Annotated in this window: 19 protein-coding genes; 5 read left to right on the top strand and 14 right to left on the bottom strand. The window is 70.5% G+C overall.

Going from position 1 to position 22985, the window contains the following annotated elements; translation table 11 throughout:
- Positions 1-19 precede the first annotated feature (19 nt).
- From HND91_RS15515 to flgB, 9 genes are all read right to left on the bottom strand, one after another.
- Positions 20-763 (bottom strand): sulfite exporter TauE/SafE family protein, encoded by a 744-nt coding sequence (locus HND91_RS15515; protein WP_181707512.1) that lies wholly within the window; start codon positions 761-763, stop codon positions 20-22.
- A 121-nt stretch (positions 764-884) separates the two neighbouring features.
- Positions 885-2105, bottom strand: a complete 1221-nt coding sequence (locus HND91_RS15510) for a cytochrome P450 (RefSeq protein WP_181707511.1) — start codon at positions 2103-2105, stop codon at positions 885-887.
- A gap of 121 nt (positions 2106-2226) precedes the next feature.
- On the bottom strand, positions 2227-4767 hold the full coding sequence (gene cckA, locus HND91_RS15505; RefSeq protein WP_181707510.1) for a cell cycle histidine kinase CckA: 2541 nt from the start codon (positions 4765-4767) through the stop codon (positions 2227-2229).
- A gap of 166 nt (positions 4768-4933) precedes the next feature.
- Complete coding sequence (gene flhB / locus HND91_RS15500) at positions 4934-6007, bottom strand: flagellar biosynthesis protein FlhB (protein WP_181707509.1); 1074 nt, start codon at positions 6005-6007, stop codon at positions 4934-4936.
- A 15-nt stretch (positions 6008-6022) separates the two neighbouring features.
- Complete coding sequence (gene fliR / locus HND91_RS15495; RefSeq protein ID WP_181707508.1) at positions 6023-6787, bottom strand: flagellar biosynthetic protein FliR; 765 nt, start codon at positions 6785-6787, stop codon at positions 6023-6025.
- Between the two features lies 1 nt (position 6788).
- Entirely contained in the window at positions 6789-7052 is a 264-nt protein-coding gene (gene fliQ, locus HND91_RS15490; RefSeq protein ID WP_181707507.1) for a flagellar biosynthesis protein FliQ, read from the bottom strand.
- Positions 7053-7125: 73 nt separating this feature from the next.
- The gene (gene fliE / locus HND91_RS15485; RefSeq protein ID WP_181707506.1) at positions 7126-7455 is read right to left on the bottom strand and encodes a flagellar hook-basal body complex protein FliE; all 330 of its coding nucleotides are present in this window, start codon (positions 7453-7455) and stop codon (positions 7126-7128) included.
- 67 nt (positions 7456-7522) lie between these two features.
- Complete coding sequence (gene flgC / locus HND91_RS15480; RefSeq protein ID WP_181707505.1) at positions 7523-7933, bottom strand: flagellar basal body rod protein FlgC; 411 nt, start codon at positions 7931-7933, stop codon at positions 7523-7525.
- Positions 7934-7947: 14 nt separating this feature from the next.
- Positions 7948-8355: a flagellar basal body rod protein FlgB gene (gene flgB / locus HND91_RS15475; RefSeq protein WP_181707504.1), complete on the bottom strand. Its 408-nt coding sequence runs from the start codon at positions 8353-8355 to the stop codon at positions 7948-7950.
- Between the two features lie 327 nt (positions 8356-8682).
- Between flgB and HND91_RS22470 the strand changes: the two genes are divergently transcribed.
- The 3 genes from HND91_RS22470 (at position 8683) to HND91_RS15460 (ending at position 13705) form a co-directional block, all read left to right on the top strand.
- Complete coding sequence (locus HND91_RS22470) at positions 8683-10419, top strand: flagellar biosynthetic protein FliO (RefSeq protein ID WP_210272737.1); 1737 nt, start codon at positions 8683-8685, stop codon at positions 10417-10419.
- 266 nt (positions 10420-10685) lie between these two features.
- The gene (gene fliP / locus HND91_RS15465; protein ID WP_181707620.1) at positions 10686-11423 is read left to right on the top strand and encodes a flagellar type III secretion system pore protein FliP; all 738 of its coding nucleotides are present in this window, start codon (positions 10686-10688) and stop codon (positions 11421-11423) included.
- An 86-nt stretch (positions 11424-11509) separates the two neighbouring features.
- Positions 11510-13705, top strand: coding sequence for an esterase-like activity of phytase family protein (locus HND91_RS15460; RefSeq protein ID WP_181707503.1), 2196 nt, complete (start codon positions 11510-11512; stop codon positions 13703-13705).
- Between the two features lie 108 nt (positions 13706-13813).
- Here the strand turns inward: HND91_RS15460 and HND91_RS15455 are convergent, their stop codons facing one another.
- From HND91_RS15455 to HND91_RS15435, 5 genes are all read right to left on the bottom strand, one after another.
- A complete protein-coding gene (locus HND91_RS15455) occupies positions 13814-17512 on the bottom strand; it encodes a hypothetical protein (protein WP_181707502.1) in 3699 nt (1232 codons plus the stop codon).
- A 133-nt stretch (positions 17513-17645) separates the two neighbouring features.
- Complete coding sequence (locus HND91_RS15450) at positions 17646-18779, bottom strand: MotE family protein (protein WP_181707501.1); 1134 nt, start codon at positions 18777-18779, stop codon at positions 17646-17648.
- Positions 18779-19390 (bottom strand): DUF6468 domain-containing protein, encoded by a 612-nt coding sequence (locus HND91_RS15445; RefSeq protein ID WP_181707500.1) that lies wholly within the window; start codon positions 19388-19390, stop codon positions 18779-18781. The genes HND91_RS15450 and HND91_RS15445 overlap by 1 nt, the downstream gene beginning before the upstream one ends.
- Positions 19387-20601, bottom strand: coding sequence for a flagellar motor switch protein FliM (fliM, locus tag HND91_RS15440; RefSeq protein WP_181707499.1), 1215 nt, complete (start codon positions 20599-20601; stop codon positions 19387-19389). The genes HND91_RS15445 and fliM overlap by 4 nt, the downstream gene beginning before the upstream one ends.
- 9 nt (positions 20602-20610) lie before the next feature.
- The gene (locus HND91_RS15435) at positions 20611-21138 is read right to left on the bottom strand and encodes a flagellar basal body-associated FliL family protein (RefSeq protein ID WP_181707498.1); all 528 of its coding nucleotides are present in this window, start codon (positions 21136-21138) and stop codon (positions 20611-20613) included.
- Between the two features lie 298 nt (positions 21139-21436).
- On the opposite strand from HND91_RS15435, the gene flgF reads away from it, so the two are divergent.
- Positions 21437-22174, top strand: coding sequence for a flagellar basal-body rod protein FlgF (flgF, locus tag HND91_RS15430; protein ID WP_181707497.1), 738 nt, complete (start codon positions 21437-21439; stop codon positions 22172-22174).
- 20 nt (positions 22175-22194) lie between these two features.
- Positions 22195-22980, top strand: coding sequence for a flagellar basal-body rod protein FlgG (gene flgG, locus HND91_RS15425; RefSeq protein ID WP_181707496.1), 786 nt, complete (start codon positions 22195-22197; stop codon positions 22978-22980).
- Positions 22981-22985 lie beyond the last annotated feature (5 nt).

Genomic DNA, 22985 nt, shown 5'->3' with positions numbered 1-22985 from the left:
GGCCCAAGGGCCGCGCCCGCTACCGGAGCGCCAGCTGGGCGAGTTGGATCGTGGCGAGCAGCACCACGAGGCAGCCGACGAGGCTCATCAGCACCCGCTCGGGCATCACCCGGGTGATCCAGCCGGCGAACGGCGCGGCGACGAGGCCGCCCAACACCAGGAAGACCACCGGCCACACGTCGGCGAGCCCGACCTGACTCACCAGCGCGGCGGACGTCGCCGTTGTGACCAGGAATTCGGTCGTGTTCACCGTGCCGATCACCTTGCGCGGCACGCCGCCGCGGCCGATCAGCGTGGACGTGACGATCGGACCCCAGCCCCCGCCGCCCACCGCGTCGAGGAACCCGCCGACGAGGCCGAGGCCGGGCGCCCAGCGCATGTCCGCCGTCCGCGGCCGCCAGCGCAGCGCCTTGGCGACGATGATCGCCCCCATGACCAGCATGTAGGCCGACACGTAGGGGCGGATCAGGTTTCCGTCCACGTTGGCGAGAAGGGTGGATCCAAGCACGCCGCCCACCATGCCGGGCAGGGCCAGACGCTTCAGCATCGCCCAGTCCACGTTGCGGTGGGCGATGTGGGAGGCTCCCGACGCCGCCGTGGTGAACATTTCCGCCACGTGCACCATGGTGCTGGCGGCGGCGGGCGCGACGCCGAAACTGAGGAGCACGGTCGTCGCGGTCACGCCGAACGCCATGCCGAGGGCGCCGTCGACGAGCTGGGCCAGGACGCCGGCCAGGAAGATCAGCAGGTGTGTGGGTTCCATTGCCCCTCGCTGGTGCGGTCAATGCCACATTCTCGACATAGTAGATCGAGATCAGCAAGAGTTCGGCTCGGAATATCGTAAAAATTGGCAATCAGCCTGGCGCTGACCGCAAGGGCGACTGTCACCAGGTCACGTCCAGCCGCTTCAGTCCGTGGAAGTGATAGCGGTCCGCGTAGACCGGCTGCGCCGCGAGCCGCAGCCCCGGCAGGCGCCGGAACAGCACCGGCAGGGCGATCTGCAGCTCCAGCCGGGCGAGCGGCGCGCCGACGCAGAAGTGGATGCCCGCCCCGAACGACACGTTGGCGACGTCCGTCCGGTCGAGGATCAGCCGGTCCGGCTCGGCGAAGCGCGCCGGGTCCCGGTTCGCCGCCCCGAGCAGGAGGCCGATCCGGTCGCCGCGCTTCAGCGGCACGCCGTGGACTTCGGCGTCCTCCAGGGCGTAGCGCGTGAAGAGGTGCAGCGGCGCGTCGAACCGCAGCAGTTCCTCCACCGCCGACTCCGTCGCCTTTGCCGTCGCGAAGGCCGCGGCCGGGTCGGCGCCCGCCTCCAGGACGGCCTTCACGCCGTTGCCGATGGCGTGCACGGTCGCCTCGTGGCCTGCGTTGAGAAGGAGGATGCAGGTGGTGATCAGTTCGTCCGTGGAGAGCCGTTCGCCCGCCTCCTCCGCGGCGATCAGGTGGCTGATCAGGTCGTCCGCAGGCCGCGACCGGCGCTCATCCACGTAGGAGCGCATGAAGGCAACGAAGGCTTCGGTCGCCGCCACGGCGTCGTCCTCCATCGCCCGCGTGCGGTTGAACTGGTACATGGCCACCATCCGGTGCGACCAGTCGAGCAGCTGGTCCGCCATGGAGGCCGGCACGCCGAGGAGATCGGCGATCACGATCACCGGGATCGGCGTCGCGAAGGCCCCGATCAGGTCGGCCGACCCGGCGGGCTCGAACCGGTCGATCAGCTCGTGGGCGAGCGCCGTGATGCGCGGCCGCAGCCGCTCCACCGCCTGGCTCACGAAGGCACGGTTGACGAGCGTGCGCAGGCGCGTGTGGACCGGCGGCTCGGTCTCGAGCAGCGAATGCGCCTCCACGTCGTAGAAGGGCTTCAGGCGCTCCGGGATCTCCGGCCAGCCCAGCTCCTGCCGGCTCGCCACGTGCAGCACCGCCCGGCCGAAGCGCTTGTCGCGCAGAAGCGCGCTCACCGCCTCGAAGCCGGGGAAGCACCAGAAGCCGTAGTCCTCCCAGAAGACGGCGGGCCCGAGGGCGCGCATCCGGTGGTAGGCCGGATAGGGATCCTGGCCGAACCCGTGGTCGGCCGGCGGCTGGGCGAAGTGGAGGGGCTTCGAGGACATGCCCCCTGTTTGGCCCAACGTCGATGCGCGGTCCAGCCCGCCGCTCGTCGGCTCGGCGGGCGGCCCTGCGAGCGACCTGCGACAGTGTCGCGCAGGCGTGCCGCCGTCGCCCCGCCCGCCGTCACTGCGCCAGCGTCTCCTTCACGGTGGTCGCCAGCTGCTTCAGGCTGAACGGTTTGGGCAGGAAGTTGAACTGCTCGTTCTCCGGCAGGTTCTTCTTGAAGGCGTCCTCCGCGTAGCCCGACACGAAGATGATCTTCAGGTCCGGCCGCGTCTTGCGCAGCTCGCGCAGCAGCGACGGCCCGTCCATCTCGGGCATGACCACGTCGGAGACGACGAGATCCACGGTGCCGCCGGTCTCCTCCATCACCTCCAGCGCCTCGGTGCCGGACGAGGCCTCGTGCACCGTGTAGCCGCGCGACTTCAGCGCCCGCGCCGCGAAGGCCCGCACCGCCTCCTCGTCCTCGACCAGCAGGATGGTCGCCGTGCCGGTGAGGTCGGCGATGGGCGTCGCCTCCACGTTCTTCTTCGGCTGGGCGTCGGGCAGCGGCACATGGCGCGGCAGGAAGATCCGGAACGTGGTGCCGACGCCCACCTCCGAGATCGGGTAGATGTAGCCGCCCGTCTGCTTGACGATGCCGTAGACCGTCGAGAGGCCGAGGCCGGTGCCCTTGCCCACTTCCTTGGTGGAGAAGAACGGCTCGAAGATCTTCTCCATGATCTCCGGCGGCATGCCGGTGCCGGTGTCCTCCACCTCGATCATCACGTAGTCGCCGGGCACGAAGCCCTGGTGGGCGTAGGCCTCCGACTGCTCCGCCGTCACGTTCAGGGTGCGGACCTCCACCCGCCCGCTCTCCGGCATGGCGTCGCGGGCGTTCACCGCGAGGTTGATCACCACCTGCTCCAGCTGGTTGAGATCAGCCATCACGGGCCACAGGTCGCGCCCGTGCACCACCTTCAGCTTCACCTTCTCGCCGAGCAGCCGGTCGAGCAGGATCGAGAGGTCGGCCAGCACGTCGGACAGGTTCAGCACCTGCGGGCGCAGCGTCTGCCGTCGCGAGAACGCCAGCAGCTGGCGCACCAGGCCCGCCGCCCGGTTGGCGTTCTGCTTGATGTTCATGATGTCCTGGAAGGACGGGTCGGTCGGCCGATGGTTCGCCAGCAGCAGGTCGGAGAAGCCGATGATGGCGGTCAGCACGTTGTTGAAGTCGTGCGCCACGCCGCCGGCCAGCTGGCCGATCGCCTGCATCTTCTGGCCCTGGGCGAACTGGGCCTCCAGCGCCCGCTGCTCGGTCGTCTCCAGGGCGTAGAGCACGCCCACGTCGCCGTCGCCCGCGCCTTCCTCCACGGACGACACGAAGAAGCGCGCCGACCGGCCCTTGTCGTCTGCGAGCGACACGTCGATCGGCGGGATCTGCCCCTGCCCTTCCACCGCCGCCTTCACGGCCGCCGCGACCGAGTCCCGGTCCCGCGGGCTCACCACGTCGACGAGCCGGCCGCGGGCCGCGCCGCTGTCCTGCTTCAGGAACGGGCCGAACAGCTTCATGAACGGACCGTTGGTCCGGCCGATCCGGCCGTCCTTGTCGATCGACGCGATGGCGATCGGCGTGTTGTTGAAGAAGCGCGCGAACCGCACCTCGGCGGCGCGCAGCGACTCGGAGATGTCCTCCCCCGGCGAGCGGTTGAGCACCAGCGTCCGGCTGTCGCCCACGGCGCCGTCCGTGCCCACCGGCACCCGGTGGATGAGGCGCACCGGCAGGCTCTGGCCGTTGCGCTTCACGAGGTCGATGTCCACGATGCCGGTCTTCACCTCGCCTGGCGCGCCGCGCACCCCGTCCAGCAGCGCCGCGCCGTCGCTCGCCACCATCTCCGACAGCGACACCGAGCCCACCTCGAACTCGGCGAGGTCGTAGCCCAGCCAGTCCGCCAGGGTGGCGTTCATGTAGACGATGCGGCCGAGCGCGTCCGACGAGAAGAAGCCCGCCGGCGCGTGGTCGAGGAAGTTCACCGCCCGCTGCAGCGCCTGGAAGCTGTCCTCCTGCTCGTCCCGGTCTCGCGTCACGTCGGTCACGCGCCAGACCGTCAGGTCGCGCGGCTCGCCGGCGCCGAGCGGGCGCACCCGGATCCGGTACCAGCGCGCCGATCCCTCGCTGCGGCCGATCGGATGGGCGACGCGCACCTCCTCCTCCGCCGTCCGGGCCTCCCGGGCGGCGTGCGACAGCCGGAAGATGGCGTCCGCCGCGTCCGGGTCGCCGGAGAAGACGCGCTCCACCGTGCGCACCTCGCTCGCCGTCTCGGCCCGGATCAGCCGGCCGTAGGCGGTGTTGGCGTAGATGATGCGGCCCTCGTCGTCGGTCACGCAGACCCCGTCCGACGTACCGTCCAGGAAGCGCTTGGCGAGCGTCGTCTGCCCGTCCGTCTTCGCGCCGAACCTCAGCAGGCCGATCGCCCCGGCGAACAGGGAGAACACCCCCACCACCGCGAGAAGCCCCAGGAGGCCGAGCACGTAGGGCTCCGCCGACGACCGGTCGAGCATGGCGAACACGGCCGCGGCCGTCACCAGCGCGAGCGCCAGGGCCACGAGCAGGCCCACGTTGCCGCCCCGCTCCGACCGGTCGATGACCGCCGCCTCCACCGAGGGAGCCGCGTCGCTGTCGCTCATGCCTTCAAAACCTTGATTCGGGTTCAGCATCTGAGATTAACCACGACCGACGATCCGCCGCAGCCCGGGAATCGCCGGATCCGCGCCCTTCCATAGCCTTTCCCCCGCCCCCGGTGAACCGGCGAGGACCCCGAACCGGCGAGAAAGGCGGCGGCGCCGGGCGCCGTCAGCCGCGCCAGCTGGCCTTCTTCTTCAGGTTCATCACGAAGCCGATCACCTCGGCCACCGCCTTGTAGTGCTGCTCCGGCACCAGTTCGTCGAGCTCCACCGTGGCGTAGAGCGCCCGGGCGAGCGGCGGGTTCTCCACGATGGACACCTGGTGTGCGGTCGCCACCTCGCGGATCTTCAGCGCCACCGCGTCCGTGCCCTTGGCCACGCATACCGGCGCCTGCATGCCTTCCTCGTACTTCAGCGCCACCGCGTAGTGGGTCGGGTTGGTGACCACCACCGTGGCGGTCGGCACCGCCGCCATCATGCGTCGGCGCGAGCGTTCCATGCGGATCTGCTTGATCTTCGCCTTCACCGCCGGGTCGCCTTCGGTCTGCTTGTACTCCTCCTTGATCTCCTGCATCGACATCCGCTGCCGCTGGTGCCAGCGCTGGCGCGACCAGATGAGGTCGCCGATGCCGATCAGGAACACGATCGCCAGCATGGCGGCGAGCATGGTCACCGCCTCGGCCTGGGCGATGCCGAGGAGGCTCGCCGGATCCATGGTCACCATGCCGGCGAGCCGCTGGCGCTCCGGCCACAGCACCCACAGCATGACGCCGCCGACGAGGGCGAGCTTGATCAGCCCCTTCACGAAATTGGCCAGCGTCTCCGGCGAGAACAGCCGCTTCAGGCCCTGCAGCGGCGACACCTTGGAGAAGCGCGGCTGGATCGTCTTCGTCGAGAACACCAGCCGGTGCTGGATCGCGTGCCCGGCGATCCCGGCGAGCATCATCAGCAGCACCGGCGCGGCGATCGCCAGGCCCACCGCTGCGATCACCGCCAGGAACAGGCGGCGCAGCCCGCCCCCGTCCATGCTGATGTCGCCCGCGTGCTCCAGAAGCCCCCGCAGCGGCGGCACCAGCCCCGTCACCGTGCCGTTCCCCACCGACCAGACGATCAGCGTCACCGCCGCCAGGGTGAAGAAGGTCACCACCTCCTGGCTTTTCGCGACGTCGCCCTGTTCGAGCGCCTGGTCCAGTTTTCGCTGGGTTGGTTCTTCTGTCTTGTCGCTGTCGTCTCCCTCGGCCATGGCGGGGCGTCTCCGTCACGGACCGATGAAGCGCATCAGCACCATCCGGACGTGCTCCACGTAGGTGGTCGTCATGGTGCCGATGAGAAGCGCGAACAGGATGAGGCCGACGCCGATCGAGACCGGCATGGCGAGGAAGAACACCTGCAGCTGCGGCATCAGCTTCTGCAGCACGCCGAGCCCCAGGTTGAAGACGAGACCGAACAGCAGGAAGGGCGCCGCGATCTGGATGCCGAGCTTGAAGCTCTCCGCCACCGCCATCAGCGCCGCGTCGCGGAAATCGGCGATCGGCAGCGCCCCGCCCGGCGGGAACATCCGGTAGCTCTCCGCGATCCCGGCGATCGCCACGTGGTGGAGGTCGGTCACGAACACCAGCGTCAGCCCGGTGACCGACAGGAAGCTCGCGATGATGGCGCCCTGCTGCCCCATGGTCGGGTCCACCGACTGGGCGAACGACAGGCCGATGTTCGCCGCCACCGCCGTGCCGGCGATCTGCGCCACCGACAGCGCCAGCCGCGCCACCAGCCCGAGCGCGAGCCCGATCAGCACCTCCCGGCCGAGGGCAGCCAGAAGCGCCGGGGTGTTGTCCTGCAGGCCCTGCGGCAGGGTCGTGGACACGATCGGGTAGAAGATCAGGGTCAGCACCAGGGCGAGCGCCAGCCGGAAGCGCACCGGCACCGCCTGCTCGCCCAGCGTCGGCAGCAGCATCACCATGGCGCCGAGCCGCCCGAACAGCAGGATGAACAGAACCGTCACCTCCGGGAGGATGCGGATCGTCATCTCACCCCGCCACGATCCGCTCGGAGATGCGCAGCATGAAGCCGTTGAGCGCGTCCGACATGAACGGGAGCGCCAGGATCAGCACGATGAAGATGGCCAGGATCTTCGGCACGAAGGCGATCGTCATCTCCTGGATCTGCGTCAGCGCCTGGAACAGCGCCACGGTCAGGCCGATCACGAGGCCGACCAGCATGGTCGGCGCGGCGATCTCCACGGTCACCCAGATGGCGTCGCGCGCGATGTCGAGGGCGTCGGCTCCGGTCATGCGGCGAGCGGTCCTTGTGGTCTTCGAACGGTGGGCGGAAAGCTGGCGGGCGGAGGAGGAGCGGCGGCCGCCGTCAGATCGGCATCCGCATGATCTCCTCGTAGGCGGCGATCACCTTGTCGCGCACCGACACCATGGTCTCCAGCGCCAGTTCGGTCTCGGACACCGCCGTCACCACGTCGATCACGTCCGCCTTCCCGGCGAGGAGGTCGCGCTGCATGGCTTCCGTGGCGTTGCCCTGCTGGACCAACGTGTCGATCTGGTCGCGGACGAGGCCGGCGAAGCTCGACGGATCCGCGCCGGCCGCCTTGCCGGCCGGCTGCTGCGTGTCCGTGAGGCGGCCCGCGATCCGGGCCATGGCTCCGTAGGCGTTGGTGGCGTTGAGCGGCGTCGTGATGGCCATGGGTTCGTTCCAGTCTCAAAGGCGCCGTCCGGCGGCGCGGCGTCGGGTGGGGACGGGTAAGCGCGGATCAGCCGCGCAGGATGTCGATCGTCCGCTGCAGCATCGAGCGGGTCGCCGACACCACGTTGAGGTTGGCCTCGTAGGTGCGCTGGGCCTCCCGCATGTCCACGCTCTCGATCAGCGACGAGACGTTCGGGTAGCGCACCATGCCGTTGGCGTCGGCGGCCGGGTGGCCCGGCTCGTAGCGGCTGTCGAAGTCGCTCCGGTCGGCGTCGACCTTGCCGAGCTTCACGATCTGGGCGCCGAGTTCCTTGTCGAAGGCGGTCGTCACCGTCGGGATCTTGCGCCGGTACGGGTCCTCGTTCGGGGTGCGGGCGGCGCTGTCCGCGTTGGCGAGGTTTTCCGCGATCACCCGCATCCGCCCCGACTGCACCTTGAGGCCCGCGGCCGACACCATCAGCGTCTTCAGGAAGTCCATGGTCCCCTGCCCCTTCACCGCTTGCCGATGGCGGTCTTCAGGAGGCCGACGCTGCGCTGGTAGAGCGAGGTCGCCATCTGGAAGTCCATCTGGTTCTGCGAGATCTTCATCATCTGCTCTTCGAGCACCACCGCGTTGCCGTCCGGCGTCACCTCGTAGCCGGCGACGGCCTCGTCCTTGAACGCCTTCGCCGTCGACACCCGCCCCGGCAGGTGGGCGGCGTTGGTCACCGCCGGCGCGACCCCGGCCGGCGGATTGCCCGCCGCCGCCACACGGAAGAAGTCCGGCGCCTTCAGGTCCCGCCCCCTGAAGCCCGGGGTCGACGCGTTGGCCACGTTGTCGGCGAGAACGGTCTGGCGCTGCTCGTGGAACTTCAGCTTCTCGCGGATCGCCCGCATCACCGTCAGGTCGGAAATCCCCATGGACCGGCCGCTCCTTGGCGCCGGGCCGGCCCTTCCATCGGCTCGCGATGTGGGCGTTCGACTCGGGCGTGACATATTTTATAGTAGGCATATTCTGCCGAGCGCATGGTTAACGAGCCGTTAATGCTTGCCGGGCAGATTGGCAGGAACCTTGATCCCGTAGTAATGGCGTAGCGGTTGTGACAGGTCGGGTGGCCCATCGTTCAGCGGAATGGGCGGGGGGTCGGCAAACATTGCCCGACAGTTTACTATGTTGGAATACGTCCAGGATTCGCTGACGCCCCGGGGTGCACCCGTCGCTGCACAGGAATCGACCAAGAGAGCGAAATGCAGGATCAGCTCGTTGAGTGGTTTGGATCGACAGGCGGTGGGAGGGCGATCATCATCGTCCTCGTCGTTCTGTTCGGTGTGTTCTGCTGGTTCATCCTTCCGCGCCTTTGGAACGCGACGGTTGGCCGGTCCGCCCTCGGCACCATGCGCAGCCGGCAGCCCCGCCTGGCCGTGATGGACGTGACGGCCGTGGACAATCGTCGGCGCCTGGTGCTGATACGGCGCGACAACGTGGAACACCTGATCCTGATCGGAGGTCCGTCCGACGTCGTGGTCGAGCAGACCATCATCAAGGGCGTCCCGGTCGGCACCACCGCCGGCCGCGTCGCCCGTCCGCCCCAGGCCTTCGACGTGCCGTCGCCCCCGGCGCCCGACGACCGGCCCGATCGCCGCGCTCCCGAGCGTCCCGGCCCGTCCGAGCGTCACGCCCAGGCGGAGCGCCAGTCCCCGTCCGAGCGCCAGTCCCCGTCCGAGCGGGCCTTCGCCGCCGAACGGGCGGAGCCCCCGGTCGCCCGCCTCGAGCCCGCCCAGGACAGCACGGTCCGGCCGCTCCGACCCGCCGCCGAGATCCGCCCGGTCGAGCCGGCCGAACCGCGCCCGGCGGCGGACGCGCGGCCCGCCGCCGACCGTCGCTTCACGCCTCGCGCCAATCCGCCGCTCCAGTCGGCGCCGTCCCATCCGGCGCCCGTCGCGGCTCCGGTCCAGGCGGCCGCCGAGCCTCCGGCGCCCGCCGGCCCGGCCAAGCCCTACGTGCCGCCGGCGCCGAGCCGCCCGGTCGCCCGAACCGAGCCCATCGCCACGCCGCCGCTCGTCGCCGAGGCCGCCGCTCCCGAGCCGGCGGTCGACCCGAAGGCCCCGGCCATTCCGTTCGACGATCTCGCCGCGCGCCTCGACGAAGCCCTCCGCCTCGATGTGGACGAGCCCCGCCCGGCGGCCTCTTCCGCTCCGGCGGCCGCGTCCGCTCCCCCGCCGGCGCCCGCCCGCGCCCCGACGCCGCCGCCGGCGACATACGCCCGCCCGACGCGCGGCCCAGCGGCCTTCACCATGCGCGAGACGCCGCCCCAGGCGCCGGTCCCGCCCGCTCCGGCCGTCGCCGAGGAGCCCGTGGTGGAACCGCCGGCCGTCGAGCCGCCGGCTCCCGCCCCCGCGCCGGCCGCCTCCGCTCCGAAGACCGTGCTCGGCTCCGCCAGCGCCTGGTTCCGCCCCCGCGTGACGCCGGCCCCGGCCGGCGGCCCGATCCGGGTGGAGACCGTCGCCGACGCGCCCGTCCCGCAGCCGGCACCCGCGCCGGTGCAGGCCGCCGGCCCGGACCGCGCGCGACTGGAGCCGGAGCAGATCGGCCTGAAGCCGGTGTCCGACGACGGGCTGGCCGACGCGCCCCAGTTCCCGAAGGTGGAGCCGGAGACGCTCGCCCGCACCGCCGGCCCGAGCGCGGCGGTCCTGCCGGCCGTCGAGCCTGCCCCGCGCGGCGACATCGGCGCCAGCCTCGCCGACGACCTCGCCCGGATCCTGGTCGAGGAGCCGAACCCGGGCGCCCGCCGGCCCGAGCCTGTGCTGGACTTCGGGGCCGAGCGGGTCGAGCCCGCCCCGGAGGCGGCGCCTCCGGTGACGATCGACAAGCCGGCCCAGCAGACCCCCTCCAAGGCGGACGATTTCACCTCCCTGGAGGATGAGATGGCCCGCCTGCTCGACGAGCTGGCCGGCGACGGCAACCGCTCGTCCGGCCGGTCCTGACCGGCCCGCCGGTCGGCTCGCCCGGCCTCCGGCTCGGGCAGCCGCGACCGGCACGGCGGCGCGGCCAGGGCTCCCGCGGGAGCCTGCCCGCCGTCCTTCAGCCGGCGTCCGGGGCGACACCGCCCCGCGTCGCCGGCGGCGTTCGTTCCATGGCGTGACGCGTCCGTGCCGGCGGGGTGAGAGGCCGCTCTCCCGCCGGCCCTTTTTCGTCCGGCAGACGACGGGCGCCCCGTCCGGGGCGGCGATACCAGGTGGACACGATGGCGATGCGGTGGGGCAGGCTGGCGCTCTTGGCGGCGGGCGGATGGGTCGCGGCGGTCGTGCCCGCGGCGGCCCAGGACATTTCCATCGCGCTCGGTGAAGGCACCACCCTCACCGAGCGGGCCGTCCAGCTGATCGGCCTCATCACGGTCCTCAGCCTCGCCCCGTCCATCCTCGTCATGATGACGTCCTTCACCCGGATCGTCGTCGTCCTGTCGCTCCTGCGCACCGCCATCGGCCTCCAGTCGGCGCCGCCGAACGCGGTGATGATCTCGCTCGCCCTCTTCCTCACGGCCTTCATCATGCAGCCGACCTTCGAGGCGTCCTACGAGGACGGCATCCAGCCGGTCATCGAGGGCACGCTGGAACTCGGCGAGGGGGCCGAGCGGGCGATCGCCCCCTTCCACACCTTCATGCGCACGCAGGTCCGCGAGGAGGACGTCGCGCTCTTCCTCGATCTCGCCAACCAGGAGGCGCCCGCCACCGCCGAGGAACTGAGCCTGCGCATCCTCATCCCGGCCTTCATGATCTCCGAGCTCCGGCGCGCCTTCGAGATCGGCTTCCTGATCTACCTGCCGTTCGTCATCATCGACATGGTCGTGTCGTCCATCCTCATGGCGATGGGCATGATGATGATGCCGCCCGCCGTCGTGTCCCTGCCGTTCAAGCTCATCTTCTTCGTCCTCGTCGACGGCTGGTCCCTCCTCGCCGGCAGCCTGGTGCGGTCCTTCGGGCTTTCGTGAAAGCATCGTCAAAACGTCATCCATCCGTCATCGAGAGCATGGTTTGACGGTCTTCCCAAGCTTGTCCTCAGCCCTCGGGGAAGACCATGACCTCCACGTTCCGGCTCGGCGCGCTCGCCGCCGCCCTTCTCTCCACGACCGTCCTGTCCGCGCCCGCCGCCGAGATGTTCAATCGGGTGTCGGCGATCTCGTCCGCCGCCAACGCGCCCGAGCCCGGCAAGGAGTCCGTCGCCGAGATCATCGCCGCCACCGAGGACGGCATGACGCTCGTCTACACCGACAGCCCGCAGGGCGGCATCGGCCTCGTCGACATCACCGACCCGGCCGCCCCCAAGGCCGCCGGCTTCGTGGCGCTGTCCGGCGAGCCCACCTCCGTGAAGGTCATCGGCGAGAAGGCGATCGTCGGCGTCGTCACCTCCGAGAGCAAGGACAAGCCCGCCGGCCACCTCGCCGTCGTCGACATCGCCTCCAAGGCCGTGGACGGCACCTGCGACCTCGGCGGCCAGCCCGACAGCGTCGCCCTCTCCCCCGACAAGGGCTTCGTCGCCATCGCCATCGAGAACGAGCGCGACGAGGACGTGAACGACGGCGCCCTGCCGCAGCTTCCGGGCGGCTTCCTCGCCGTCCTCACCGTCAAGGACGGCCTGCCCGCCTGCGACAGCCTGAAGAAGGTCGAGCTCACCGGTCTCGCCGAGGTCGCCCCGGAGGATCCGGAGCCGGAGTTCGTCTCCGTCAACGGCCGGAACGAGGCGGTCGTCACCTTCCAGGAGAACAACCACATCGCCATCGTCGACCTCGCCACCGCCAAGGTCGTCGCCCACTACACCGCCGGCGCCGTGACGCTCACCGGCATCGACACCGAGAAGGACGGCGCCATCGCGCTCACCGGCGAGATGAAGGACGTCCCGCGCGAGCCGGACGGCGTGGTCTGGATCGACGACGAGCGCTTCGTCACCGCCAACGAGGGCGACTTCAAGGGCGGCACCCGCGGCTTCTCCATCTTCGGCCGCGACGGCAAGGTCCTCTATGACGCCGGCGCGACCCTCGAGCACGAGATGGTCGCCCTCGGCCACTACAACGACAAGCGCAACAAGAAGGGCATCGAGATCGAGGGCGTCGACGCCGCCACCTTCGGGGCCGACAAGCTGATCTTCGTCGCCTCCGAGCGCGCCTCCCTGGTGGCCGTCTACCGCGACACCGGCGCCGAGCCGGAACTCCTGCAGATGCTCCCCTCCGGCATCGGCCCGGAAGGCACCCTCGCCATCCCGTCGCGCAACCTGTTCGTCACCGCCAACGAGACCGACCTCGTGGAGGACGGCGGCGTCCGCGCGCACGTGATGATCTACGCCCGCGGCGAGGGCGAAGCGGTCTACCCGACCATCCGCTCGGCGTCGAAGGACGGCCTGCCGATCCCGTTCGGCGCCCTGTCCGGCCTCACCGCCGACCGCACCCAGCCCGGCAAGCTCTACGCGGTCACGGACAGCATCTACAAGGCCGCCCCGCGCATCCTCACCATCGACGCCACGTCGAAGCCCGCCATGGTGACCGACGCGATCACCGTCACCCGTGACGGCAAGCCCGGCGAGAAGCTCGACTTCGAGGGCATCGCGACCCGCGCGGACGGCACCTTCTGGGTCGCCTCGGAAGGCCACGTGAAGAACGAGCTGAAGAACCTCCTCCTCAAGGTCGGCGCCGACGGCGCGATCCAGGAGGAGATCGAACTGCCGGCCGAGCTCGTCGCCGGCATGACCTCCAACGGCCTGGAGGGCGTCACCGTCACCGGCGAGGGCGACGCGGAGACCGTCTGGCTCGCCGTCCAGCGCGAGTGGAAGTCCGACCCGAAGGGCATGGCGATGCTGCTCGCCTACACGCCCGCCACCAAGGCCTGGGGCGTCGTCCACTATCCGCTGGAGAAGGCCGCGGGTGAAGGCGCCTGGGTCGGCCTGTCGGAGATCACCGCCGTCGGCGACAAGCTCATCATCATCGAGCGCGACAACCAGATCGGCGAGGCCGCCGGGCTGAAGACGCTCACCGAGGTCTCGCTCGCGGGCGTCACCCCGGCTCCGGTCGGCGCGTCCGAGATCCCGGTCGTCAAGAAGTCCGTGGTCCGCGACCTCGTCCCGGACCTCGCCGCCTTCAACGGCTACGTGGTCGACAAGGTGGAAGGCTTCGCGGTCGACGCCAACGGCGAGGCCTACGTGGTCACCGACAACGACGGCGTCGACGACTCCTCCGGCGAGACCTACTTCCTGAAGCTCGGCAAGGACATCGCCGTCCGCTGACGCGTGTCGCGCCCCGGCTCCTGCCCGAGGCGCTCTCCCCTCTGAAACCACGGCGGCGCGGTTCCGGTCACCCGGGCCGCGCCGCTTGCGTTCCGTCCGCGGCCCGTCTCAGCCGGCGTTCACCGGCGGCGCGACGCGGTTCTCCGCGCTCGGCGGCGGCACGTCCACGGGCTCGGCGCCCGGAACCGGCTGCTCGATGATCTCGGGACGGTCGTCGCCGGCGCTGTTGATGTAGCGGGTCCGGTAGTCCTCCAGGAAGCCTTCCACCGCGTCCGACTTGGCGATCCGCATGACGATGTCGTTGAAGGCCGTGCCGGAACCCTCCACCGGGCTCGTCACCACCTGGAAGGCGCCGCCGTTCGGCGTCTCGGCCATCTTGGCGGCGAACTTGGAGCGCAGCCGGTCCACGCCGAGCCGGTCCTCCGCCAGCGCGTAGGAGATCCCGGCGCGCATCACGTCCAGCTGCTCGCGGGCGCCGAGCGGCGTCGCCTCGGACCACCGGGCCCCGACCAGCCGCTCGAACGTCTCGCCCGCGTCCTGGTAGCGGCCGGACGTCCACAGGATCTCCGCCCTCAGCCGCTGGATCTCGCCGCCGCTCAGCGGCTTCAGGAGCTCCAGCCCGAGGTCCGGCTTGCCGGTGTCCGCCAACGCCTTCGCCTCCACGAGCCGCCGCTGGCGCTCGATGGCGATCGGCAGGTCCGCCTGCCGGCTCCGGCTGAGTGTCAGGAGCGCGAGGTCCGGCCGGTCGTCCAGCAGGTAGATGAGCGCCAGATCCGCCGCAACCTTGGCCTTGGCCGCGCCCCGCAGCCGGTTGTCCACCTGATAGGACAGGAGTTCCGCCGCCTGCGGCAGCAGGTCCACCTCCACCAGCCGGTCCGCCAGCTTGCGCACCATCTCGTCGCCGCGGCGGCCGTTCGGCGTCAGCTCCCGGAAGTCGTAGTAGAGCGCCAGCGCCTCCACGGGCGGCATGTCCTTCGCCTTCCCGTCCAGGAAGAGCTCGGAGAAGGCCGACTGCATCTCCTCCTGCATCAGGCGCGTGGTGTCGGAGCCCGGACCCACCTCGTTGGCGATCCGCATCAGCTCGAAGCCGCGCCGGTAGTCGTCCCGCTCCACCGAGATCTGGGCCAGCGTCCGCAGCGTCTTCAGCTCGATCTCGTCGCCGCGCCACGACACGGCCAGCTGCTCCAGCCGGTCCGCCGCCTGGTCCAGGGTGATCAGGCCCTCGCGTCGCTGCAGATTCACCAGCCGGTAGGTCGCCTCCGCCTCCACCGGTCCGGTGGACGACTGCACCGCCTTCGACAAAAGGTCGATGGCATCCGTGATGTGGCCGGTCGCGTCCGCCGCCCGCGCGTTCAGGAGATCGATGCTGGCGAGGTCGTTCGGGGTCAGGAAGCGCGGGTCGAGCTGCGCCAGCAGGCTGCGCGCCCGCCCGAAGTCGTTGAGCTCCACCGCCGACTCGATCCCCGCCAGGAGAAAGCGGGTCTGGATCGACTTCGGATAGCTCCCCACCACCGCATCGCCGCGCGGATAGGTCTTGCGCGCGCCCGGATGGTCGCCGATCTCCTCCAGGGCGATCGTCTTCCACACCGCCGCGTCCGGGCTCGTCTCGAACTCGGGCCGGTCGAGGAGATCCAGCGCGTCCTTCGGCCGGTTGGCGAGCACCGACGCGGCCGCCCGCAGCATCGCCATCCGCTGCGACGTCGCCTCCTCCGTCGCGAAGGACGCGATCAGGTTGAGGCTGCCGATCGCCTCGAACGCCATGCCGTTGGCCAGCAGGAATTCGGCCATCCTGTACCAGCGCGAAACCCGCTCTTCGCGGGTCTTGGCCTGGGCCAGGGAGGTCGTCAGCTCGTGGCGTCCGCGCCAGAAGTCAGGCGGCGTCTCCGCCTCCAGGTCGCCGAAGTCCACATATCCGGGCCGGTCGTCCGTGGCCGCGCCCATCGCCCGCGGCATGTCGATCAGCGTCGCCCGTTGCGCCGGCACCGCCGTGGACACCGACAGGCCGTCCGGCCGATCGATGCTTACCTCCGTGTTCTCAGCCCGGATCTCCACGTCGTCGGTGAGCGGCACGAACGCAAGCCCGTGGGCCGACGACAGCGCCTGCACCTCCACGAAGGACTGCGGCTTGATCAGCCCCCGCGCCGGCCCGAGGCCGGTCACCACCACCAGCCGGTCGCCGATCGCCGGGTCCGTGAAATCGTGCAGACCGGTCATCCGGCCGAACGGGATGTCGAGCGCCGTTGTGCCGTCCTCCCGGATCGACCGCTTGATCGGCAGCGGCCGGGTCGGCTCCATCACGATGTCGCCGATGGTCACCACCCAGTAGGTGCCGTCCGCATTGAGCGTGGCGAGCAGCGGCTCCGCGAGGACGATCCGGAGCGCCCGCGCCTCGCCGATGGTCAGCGGCTCGATGGACGTGGCGAGGCCGGCGAGCGCCTCGCGCAGCGGGTCGAGGTCGAGCGGCGCCAGGCTGTCGACCACGAACCAGAGCGCCGGCCCTCGGGTGAAGAGCGCCGAACCGACCGAGGTCTTGTAGGGGAACACCACCCGCGTCGCCCGACCGATCCGCTTGGCCTCCACCCGGACGGCGTCGTCCACCAGCCGGCGCGTGCCGCCCTCCACCAGGTCGTCCTCTTCCGGCTGTGCCGGAGCCGGCTGCGCCGCCGGCGGAGCCGTGTGCTCCTCGGTCGGCTCGGCCGCCCGCGTCACCACCAGCGGCAGCTTCGGCCGGACCTGACGGCTCTCGTCGATCGCCTGATCCGTCGGGTCCGTCACCGGCTCCGGTGCCGGCGCGGCGGCGTGCCCGGCCCCGTCGTGCGCCGGCGCGTGGTCCGTGCCCTCCGCATGCTCCGGGGCCGTCCCGAGCGACACCACCCGCGCCGACCCGCCCCCGTCACCGCCAAGCACCGCCTGGATCGCCTCGTTGGTCGGATCGAGCGTAGCCGGATCGAGCGGCCCCTGGATGTCGACCACGTAGGCCTTGTCCTCCCGGAAGGCGCGCACGTCCGCGACCGGCTGCACCACCAGCCGGAACACGAGCCCGCCGTCCGGCTCCGACGACACCGAGATGTCCTCCAGGAAGGGCGGCATGTCCGCCTTGATGGGCGCGAGGTCCACCGCCGCCTTCCGATCGAAGGTCAGCACCACGCTCGTGTCGCCGCGCTTGAAGTCCGCCTGGAAGGGCAGGTTCCAACCGAAGGACAGTCGCGTGAAGGTGGGATTGCGCCCCACACGGAGGTCCAGTTCCGGCTTCGTCGTGCCGGCCTGGCGCAGGATCTCCGCCTCGCGGGCGAGCTTGGCGGCTTCATCCGCCTTGCGGGCGAGTTCGGCCACCACCTCCTCCGGCAGGCGCGGCGGCGGCCCGGTCCAGGACGTCGGCAGGAAATCGATGAAGAGCTTGCCGCCCGCCTCCATGGTGTTGACGCGCACCAGGCGGTTCAGCGCGAGCCGCGCCCCGCGCCCGTCCGGGTCGTTGCGGGCGATCGTCACATAGCGGCCGAGCACGATCGGGATGCGGTTCACATCCATCTCGACCGCGACGTCGAACTCCAGGACGAGGACGCCGTTGGTGGAGCGGACCGTGTGCTTGGGCAGGAGGTTCAGCGCCGGAAAGTCGACCACCACCCGGCCGTGGGTGCCCGCGTCCTCCACGGACACGTCGGCGCGCTCCGCCGCGATCGCCCGGCCGAACCCGCCAGAGGTCCCGACGAGCACGCACAGCAGTGCGAGCACCACCCCGACCGACCGGACCACCCGGCGGAGCGTGGCGCCGTGGCTTCCGGCCCGACGTCGTGCGATCCCTGTCATCACCCACCCGAACGCGAACCGGCCTCGCGGTCCGCCTGTCGGGATCAGACTAATTCAATGCGCTTAATGTGCTGTTACGCCGGATGAGGCAATGCCCTGTAGTCCGCTGATTTTCCAGTCGGTCCCGGCCCGGTCAGTTGGCCGGCGCGGCCGGCATGATCTTCGGCAGCGCGTCGAGGCCGGGCGCCGTCTGCCCGACTCCCGGCGCGCCGGGCTCGCCGGCCGACACGGTCCGCACCGGTTCGTCCGGCCGGGCGGCGAGCGCGGTTGTCAGGCGGGCCGCGTTCGCGGGCGACATCTGCGCCAGCACCGCCGCCATCTTCTTCGGCTGCATGGACTTGGCGAGATCGAGGAGGATCGGCAGGTCCAGGGTGTCGAACACGGCCGCCGCCGCCTTGGGCTTCATGTTCTCGTACATGGTGGCGAGCCCCTTCACGCGCTCGCTCGCGGTGGCCTCCTCGGTCTGCCGGGCGGCGCTGATCTGCGTCTCGATCGACTTCAGTTCGTCCACCCGCTTCTGCAGCCGCGCCTCGGCGGCCTCCAGCAGCTTCAGCCGGAGCATCAGGTCGTCCTCGCGCTTGTCGAGGTCCGAGCGCCGGTCCGAAAGGCTCTGGAGCACCGCCGTCTCCGACTTCGACCCCTCGGGCTTGAACTCCTCCGGCCGCACCGTGGTGACCGCGCCCTCCAGACCGTCGTCCTCCCCGTCGCCGCCGCCGTGCGCGTCCGCCGCGGGCGCCCCGTGGGCATCCGCCGGTGCGGTCTTCGCGTCGGCCGGCGCGGCATGCTCGGTCGCCGCCGCTGCGTCGCCCGCAGCCGGCGCGCCGGCCTGTCCGGCAGCTGAGGAGGCCGCTTTGCCGTCGGCGTTCGGCGGCGTTCCGTGGCCGCCATCCGGCGTGGCCGAGGCCGCGTGCGCATCCGCCGGCGCGGCGGCTTGCGCATCCGCGGCCTGCGCATCCGCGGCCGGCGCGCCGTGCCCGTCCGCCGCCGGCGCTTTGCCATCGCCCTCGGCCTTGCCATGTCCGCCCGCGGCGGCCGCCTTCTGCTGCTGCTCTTTGAACTCGCGCCTGAGGTCGACCGGCGGCTCCACCGCGGTGTTCGCGAAATCGTCGTCCGCCGCCGGCGCCGCGTTCCCGCCGCCGCCGGCCGCCACCGCCGGCGCCGGGCCGACCGCGAACGAGCCCTCGCCCGTGGCGAGCCCCAGGACCTTCAGGACGAACAGCGCCCCCACGCCGAAGAGCACGATCGGCAGCAACCGCATGCGGACCATCAGGCGGCTTCCTCACGGTTGCGCCGGAACGCGGTCAGCCGCTCGGCGGCCGCCTCGGCGGCCTGCTGCAGCGAGCGCGTCACCGGCTCGCGCGGCGCGGTGGCCGGGTTGTGCGGCGCGGGCGCCGAGTAGGTCGGGGCCGCGTAAGCCGGAGCCGGAGGCGGGATGGGCGCGAAGTGGGCCGCCTGCGCCTCGCGGGTCAGCTGCGGCTGCGGCTGCGCATAGGCCGGGGCCGCGAACGCGCCCTGGGCGGCGGTCGGCGCCGGCTGCTGGGGCGCCGGGCTGGCGGCGCCGGCGATGGCCACGAGGCGGCGCACGATGTCGTTGCCCGTGGTGATCCGCCGGTCGAGGTCCAGGATGGCCCCGTCCGCCGCCTTCAGCTTGCCGCCGAGGGTCTTCTCGCACTCCGCCGCCGTCGCCTTCAGGCCCAGGATGGCCCGCTCGGCGATCTCGGTCGCCGTGATCAGCTCCGAGATGGTCGCCCGCAGCACCTCCTCGTCCGCCCGCAGGCGGGTCAGGCGCTTGTTCAGCACCATGCAGTAGGCGATCGTCAGCACGAGAAGAACGGCGACGATGATCTCGATGATCATACCGAGGTTGAGGCCCGTCATGTCTTCTCCAGGTCTTTCTGAACCGCCCGTTCGAAGGCGGCGAGTGTCATGCGCGGCCGGCGCAGCGGCTTGGTGACCTTGACCGAGACGTGCTCGCCCAGCCGGCCGATGTGCCCGGACGTCAGCTGGATGTCGCCGCACTTCACCGCGACCGGGTCGGTCGGCGACACGTTGAACAGCAGCGTCTGGCCCACCTGCAGGTCGAGGATCATGGAGAGGGGAAGGTCCTCCTCGCACATGACCGCGTCCACCTCGACGGCGGCGTGGTAGATCTCGGTAGCGAGATGGCCTTCCCAGATGGTGTCCCGGCCGAACTTCTCGCCCATGAACATCTGGAGGAGCTGGTCGCGGATCGGCTCGATCGTCGCGTAGGGGAGAAGCATCTCCACCTTGCCGCCGCGGTCCTCCATGTCCACCCGGAACTGCACCAGGATGGCGGCGTTCTTCGGCCGCGAGATCGCGGCGAAGCGCGGGTTGGTCTCCAGGCGCTCCAGGCTGAACTTGATCTGGGTGAGCGGCGCGAACGCCTTCTCGGCGTCGGCGAGCACGATCTCGATCATGCGCCGCACGAGGTTCATCTCGATCGTGGTGTAGGGCCGCCCCTCCACGCGGATCGCCGTCGTGCCCCGGCCGCCGCCGAGGAGCACGTCGATGATCGAGTAGATCAGCGACGAGTCGACCGTCACGATCCCGTAGTTGTCCCACTGCTCCGCCTTGAACACCGCCAGGATGGCCGGCAGCGGGATCGAGTTCAGATAGTCCTCGAAACGCACCGACGAGATGCTGTCGAGCGACACCTCCACGTTGTCGGAGGTGAAGTTGCGCAGCGACGTCGTGGTCTCGCGCACCAGGCGGTCGAACACGATGTCCAGCATCGGCAGCCGCTCGTAGGCGACGAGGGCCGAGTTGATCAGCGCGCGAATGCCGCTCGTGTCGCCGGAGATGTGGTCTTCCAGGTTGAAGCCGAGGAGGTTGTCGATCTCCTCCTGGTTCAGCACCCGGTCGGCGCCGCGCGTGGAGTTCTCCAGGTCGCTGTCGCCGTCGTCCACCATGGCCGCCCACTGGGCCGCCATGGCGTCCGCGTTCTCCACGCCCTGCTCCTCCAGCGCCGCGCCCCACTCGGCGGCGAGGTCGTCCATCTCGCCGCCGCCGTTCTGCTCGGCGAGGGCGGCGCCCCAGTCGGCAGAGAGGTCTTCGTCCTCGTTCTCCATCGAAGGCCCCTACTGGATGATGATGTTCTTGAAGAGCACGTCGTCCACACGCGCCGGATAGACGGCCACGTTCACGCGCCGCTGCAGTTCCTCCTTCAGCCGGTAGAGGCCGGCGGAGCCCTGCAGGTCCGAGGCGCGCAGCTCGCGCATGTAGGTCTGGAAGGCGTCGAGCACGCGCGGCATGTTCGGCTCGATCACCTTCAGCATCTCCTGGTCCGCCACCTCCAGCGCCACCGCAACCTTCACGTAGGTTTCCCGGTTCTCCGCGGAGGTCAGGTTCACGATCATCACCGGCAGGTCGTAGTAGAAGGCGGTGGGCTCGGCCGGCACCTTGGGGGCTTCCGCAAGCGCCTCGTCGTCGCCGCCCCCCATCAGGAACACGGCCGCACCACCGCCGCCGGCGATGAGAACCACCGCCGCCACCACGATGATGAGCAGCTTCTTGTTCCCGAGCAGCTTCCCGACGAGGCCCTTCGGCTTCTCGCCCTCGGCCCCGGCGGCCGGCGCTGCATCGTCCTTCTTCGGCTTCTTGGCCATCGCCCCGCACCCACCGGACCACCCGCGCGACGACTCGGGCCGCGCGCTCCAGTCCCCGTTTGGAAAGGTGCGTTCATAAGAGTTAATGAATCTTTAAATTGCGTTAACCGCCCGGCAAAAGCTGCCGCCCGCCCCTGCCGGTCGGCACGAAAAGCCCCGCCGGATCGCCCCGGCAGGGCGCGTCAAATCCCTGCTTTTCCAGCCTTTTTCGAACTGGCACGGCCCGTGCGAGAGGGATCCCGACGGCCGCCCCGCTGGGGAGCGTGGTGTGGCCGGCAGACTTGGGGATCTTGCGACGATGGAAAACACGTCCCTCGTTGCGCTCTCGCGGCAGCTTGTGCTCAGGCGCAAGCTGGACGTGATCGCGAACAACGTGGCCAACATCGACACCTCCGGCTTCAAGCGCGAAGCCCTGGAGCTGGACGAGTACGACATGCCGGTCTCGCGGGCGAACACCTTCCCGCGCCGCGACCGCACCCTGTCCTTCGTGGAGGACTGGACCACCACCACCGACCACAAGCCGGGCGCCATCGAGACGACCGGCAACCCGTTCGACATCGCCATCCAGGGCTCCGGCTTCTTCGTGGTGCAGACGCCGGCCGGCGAGCGCTACACCCGCGCCGGCGACTTCATGCTCGACGCCAACGGACGGCTCGTCACCAACGACGGCAAGCCGGTGCTCGGCGAGGGCGGCGAGATCGTCTTCCAGGCCAACGAGACCGACGTGGTCATCGGCGCCGACGGCTCCATCGCCAGCAACGTGGGCCCCCGCGGTCGGCTGCGCGTCGTCGACTTCGCCGACGTCCGCGCGCTGACCAAGGAAGGCGAGAACCTCTTCTCCGGAGAGGGCGCCGTCCCGGCCGAAGCGGCTCGCGTCCAGCAGGGCGCCCTGGAGAAGTCCAACGTCGAAGCCGTCATCGAGATGACCCGGCTCATCGAGGTGAACCGGTCCTACGAACAGATCAGCCGCATGATCGGCGCCCACGACGAACTGCGCACCAAGGCGATCGAACGCCTCGGCGACGTCCGGGCCTGAGGCGAAGAGGAACCGACCCCATGAAAGCCCTTCGCATCGCCGCGTCCGGCATGATGGCGCAGGAGATGAACGTCAACGTCATCTCCAACAACATCGCCAACATGCGCACCACCGGCTACAAGCGCCAGCGCGCCGACTTCCAGGACCTGTTCTACCAGAACCTCCGCCGCGTCGGCTCCCAGACCTCCGACGCCGGCACCATGGTGCCCGCCGGCGTGTCGATCGGGTCGGGCGTCCGCACGGTCGCGACGCCCCGCATCATGAGCCAGGGCGACATCGAGCAGACGGACAAGGAGACCGACGTCGCCGTCCGCGGCGAGGGCTACTACCAGATCCTGATGCCCGACGGCCGCACCGCCTACACCCGCGACGGCTCGTTCGAGATCGACGCCAACGGCACCCTCGTCACCGAGGACGGCTACACGGTCCAGCCGGCCATCACCGTCCCGCAGAACGCCCGCGACCTGACCATCAGCCAGAACGGCACCGTCCAGGCCATCATCGGCAATGCCGGCGAGGCCACCGTGCTCGGCCAGATCCAGCTCGCCCGCTTCGTCAACAAGTCGGGCCTGGAGGCCATCGGCGACAACCTTTTCCTGGAAACCTCCGCCTCCGGCCCGGCCCAGGTGGCCAACCCCGGCGACGAGGGCTACGGCACCCTCCTCCAGAATCATCTGGAATCGGCCAACGTGGTCGCCGTGTCCGAACTCTCCTCGCTCATCTCGGCGCAGCGCGCCTACGAGATGAATTCCCGCATCGTGAAGGCGGCGGACGAGATGGCCCAGGCCACCTCGAACCTCCGGTAAGGGGT

Origin of the sequence: Chthonobacter rhizosphaerae (assembly GCF_013839525.1) — a bacterium.
GTDB lineage: Bacteria > Pseudomonadota > Alphaproteobacteria > Rhizobiales > Pleomorphomonadaceae > Chthonobacter > Chthonobacter rhizosphaerae.
The sequence above is the reverse complement of the archived record's forward strand: the minus strand, read 5'-3'. Positions and strand labels throughout refer to the sequence as shown.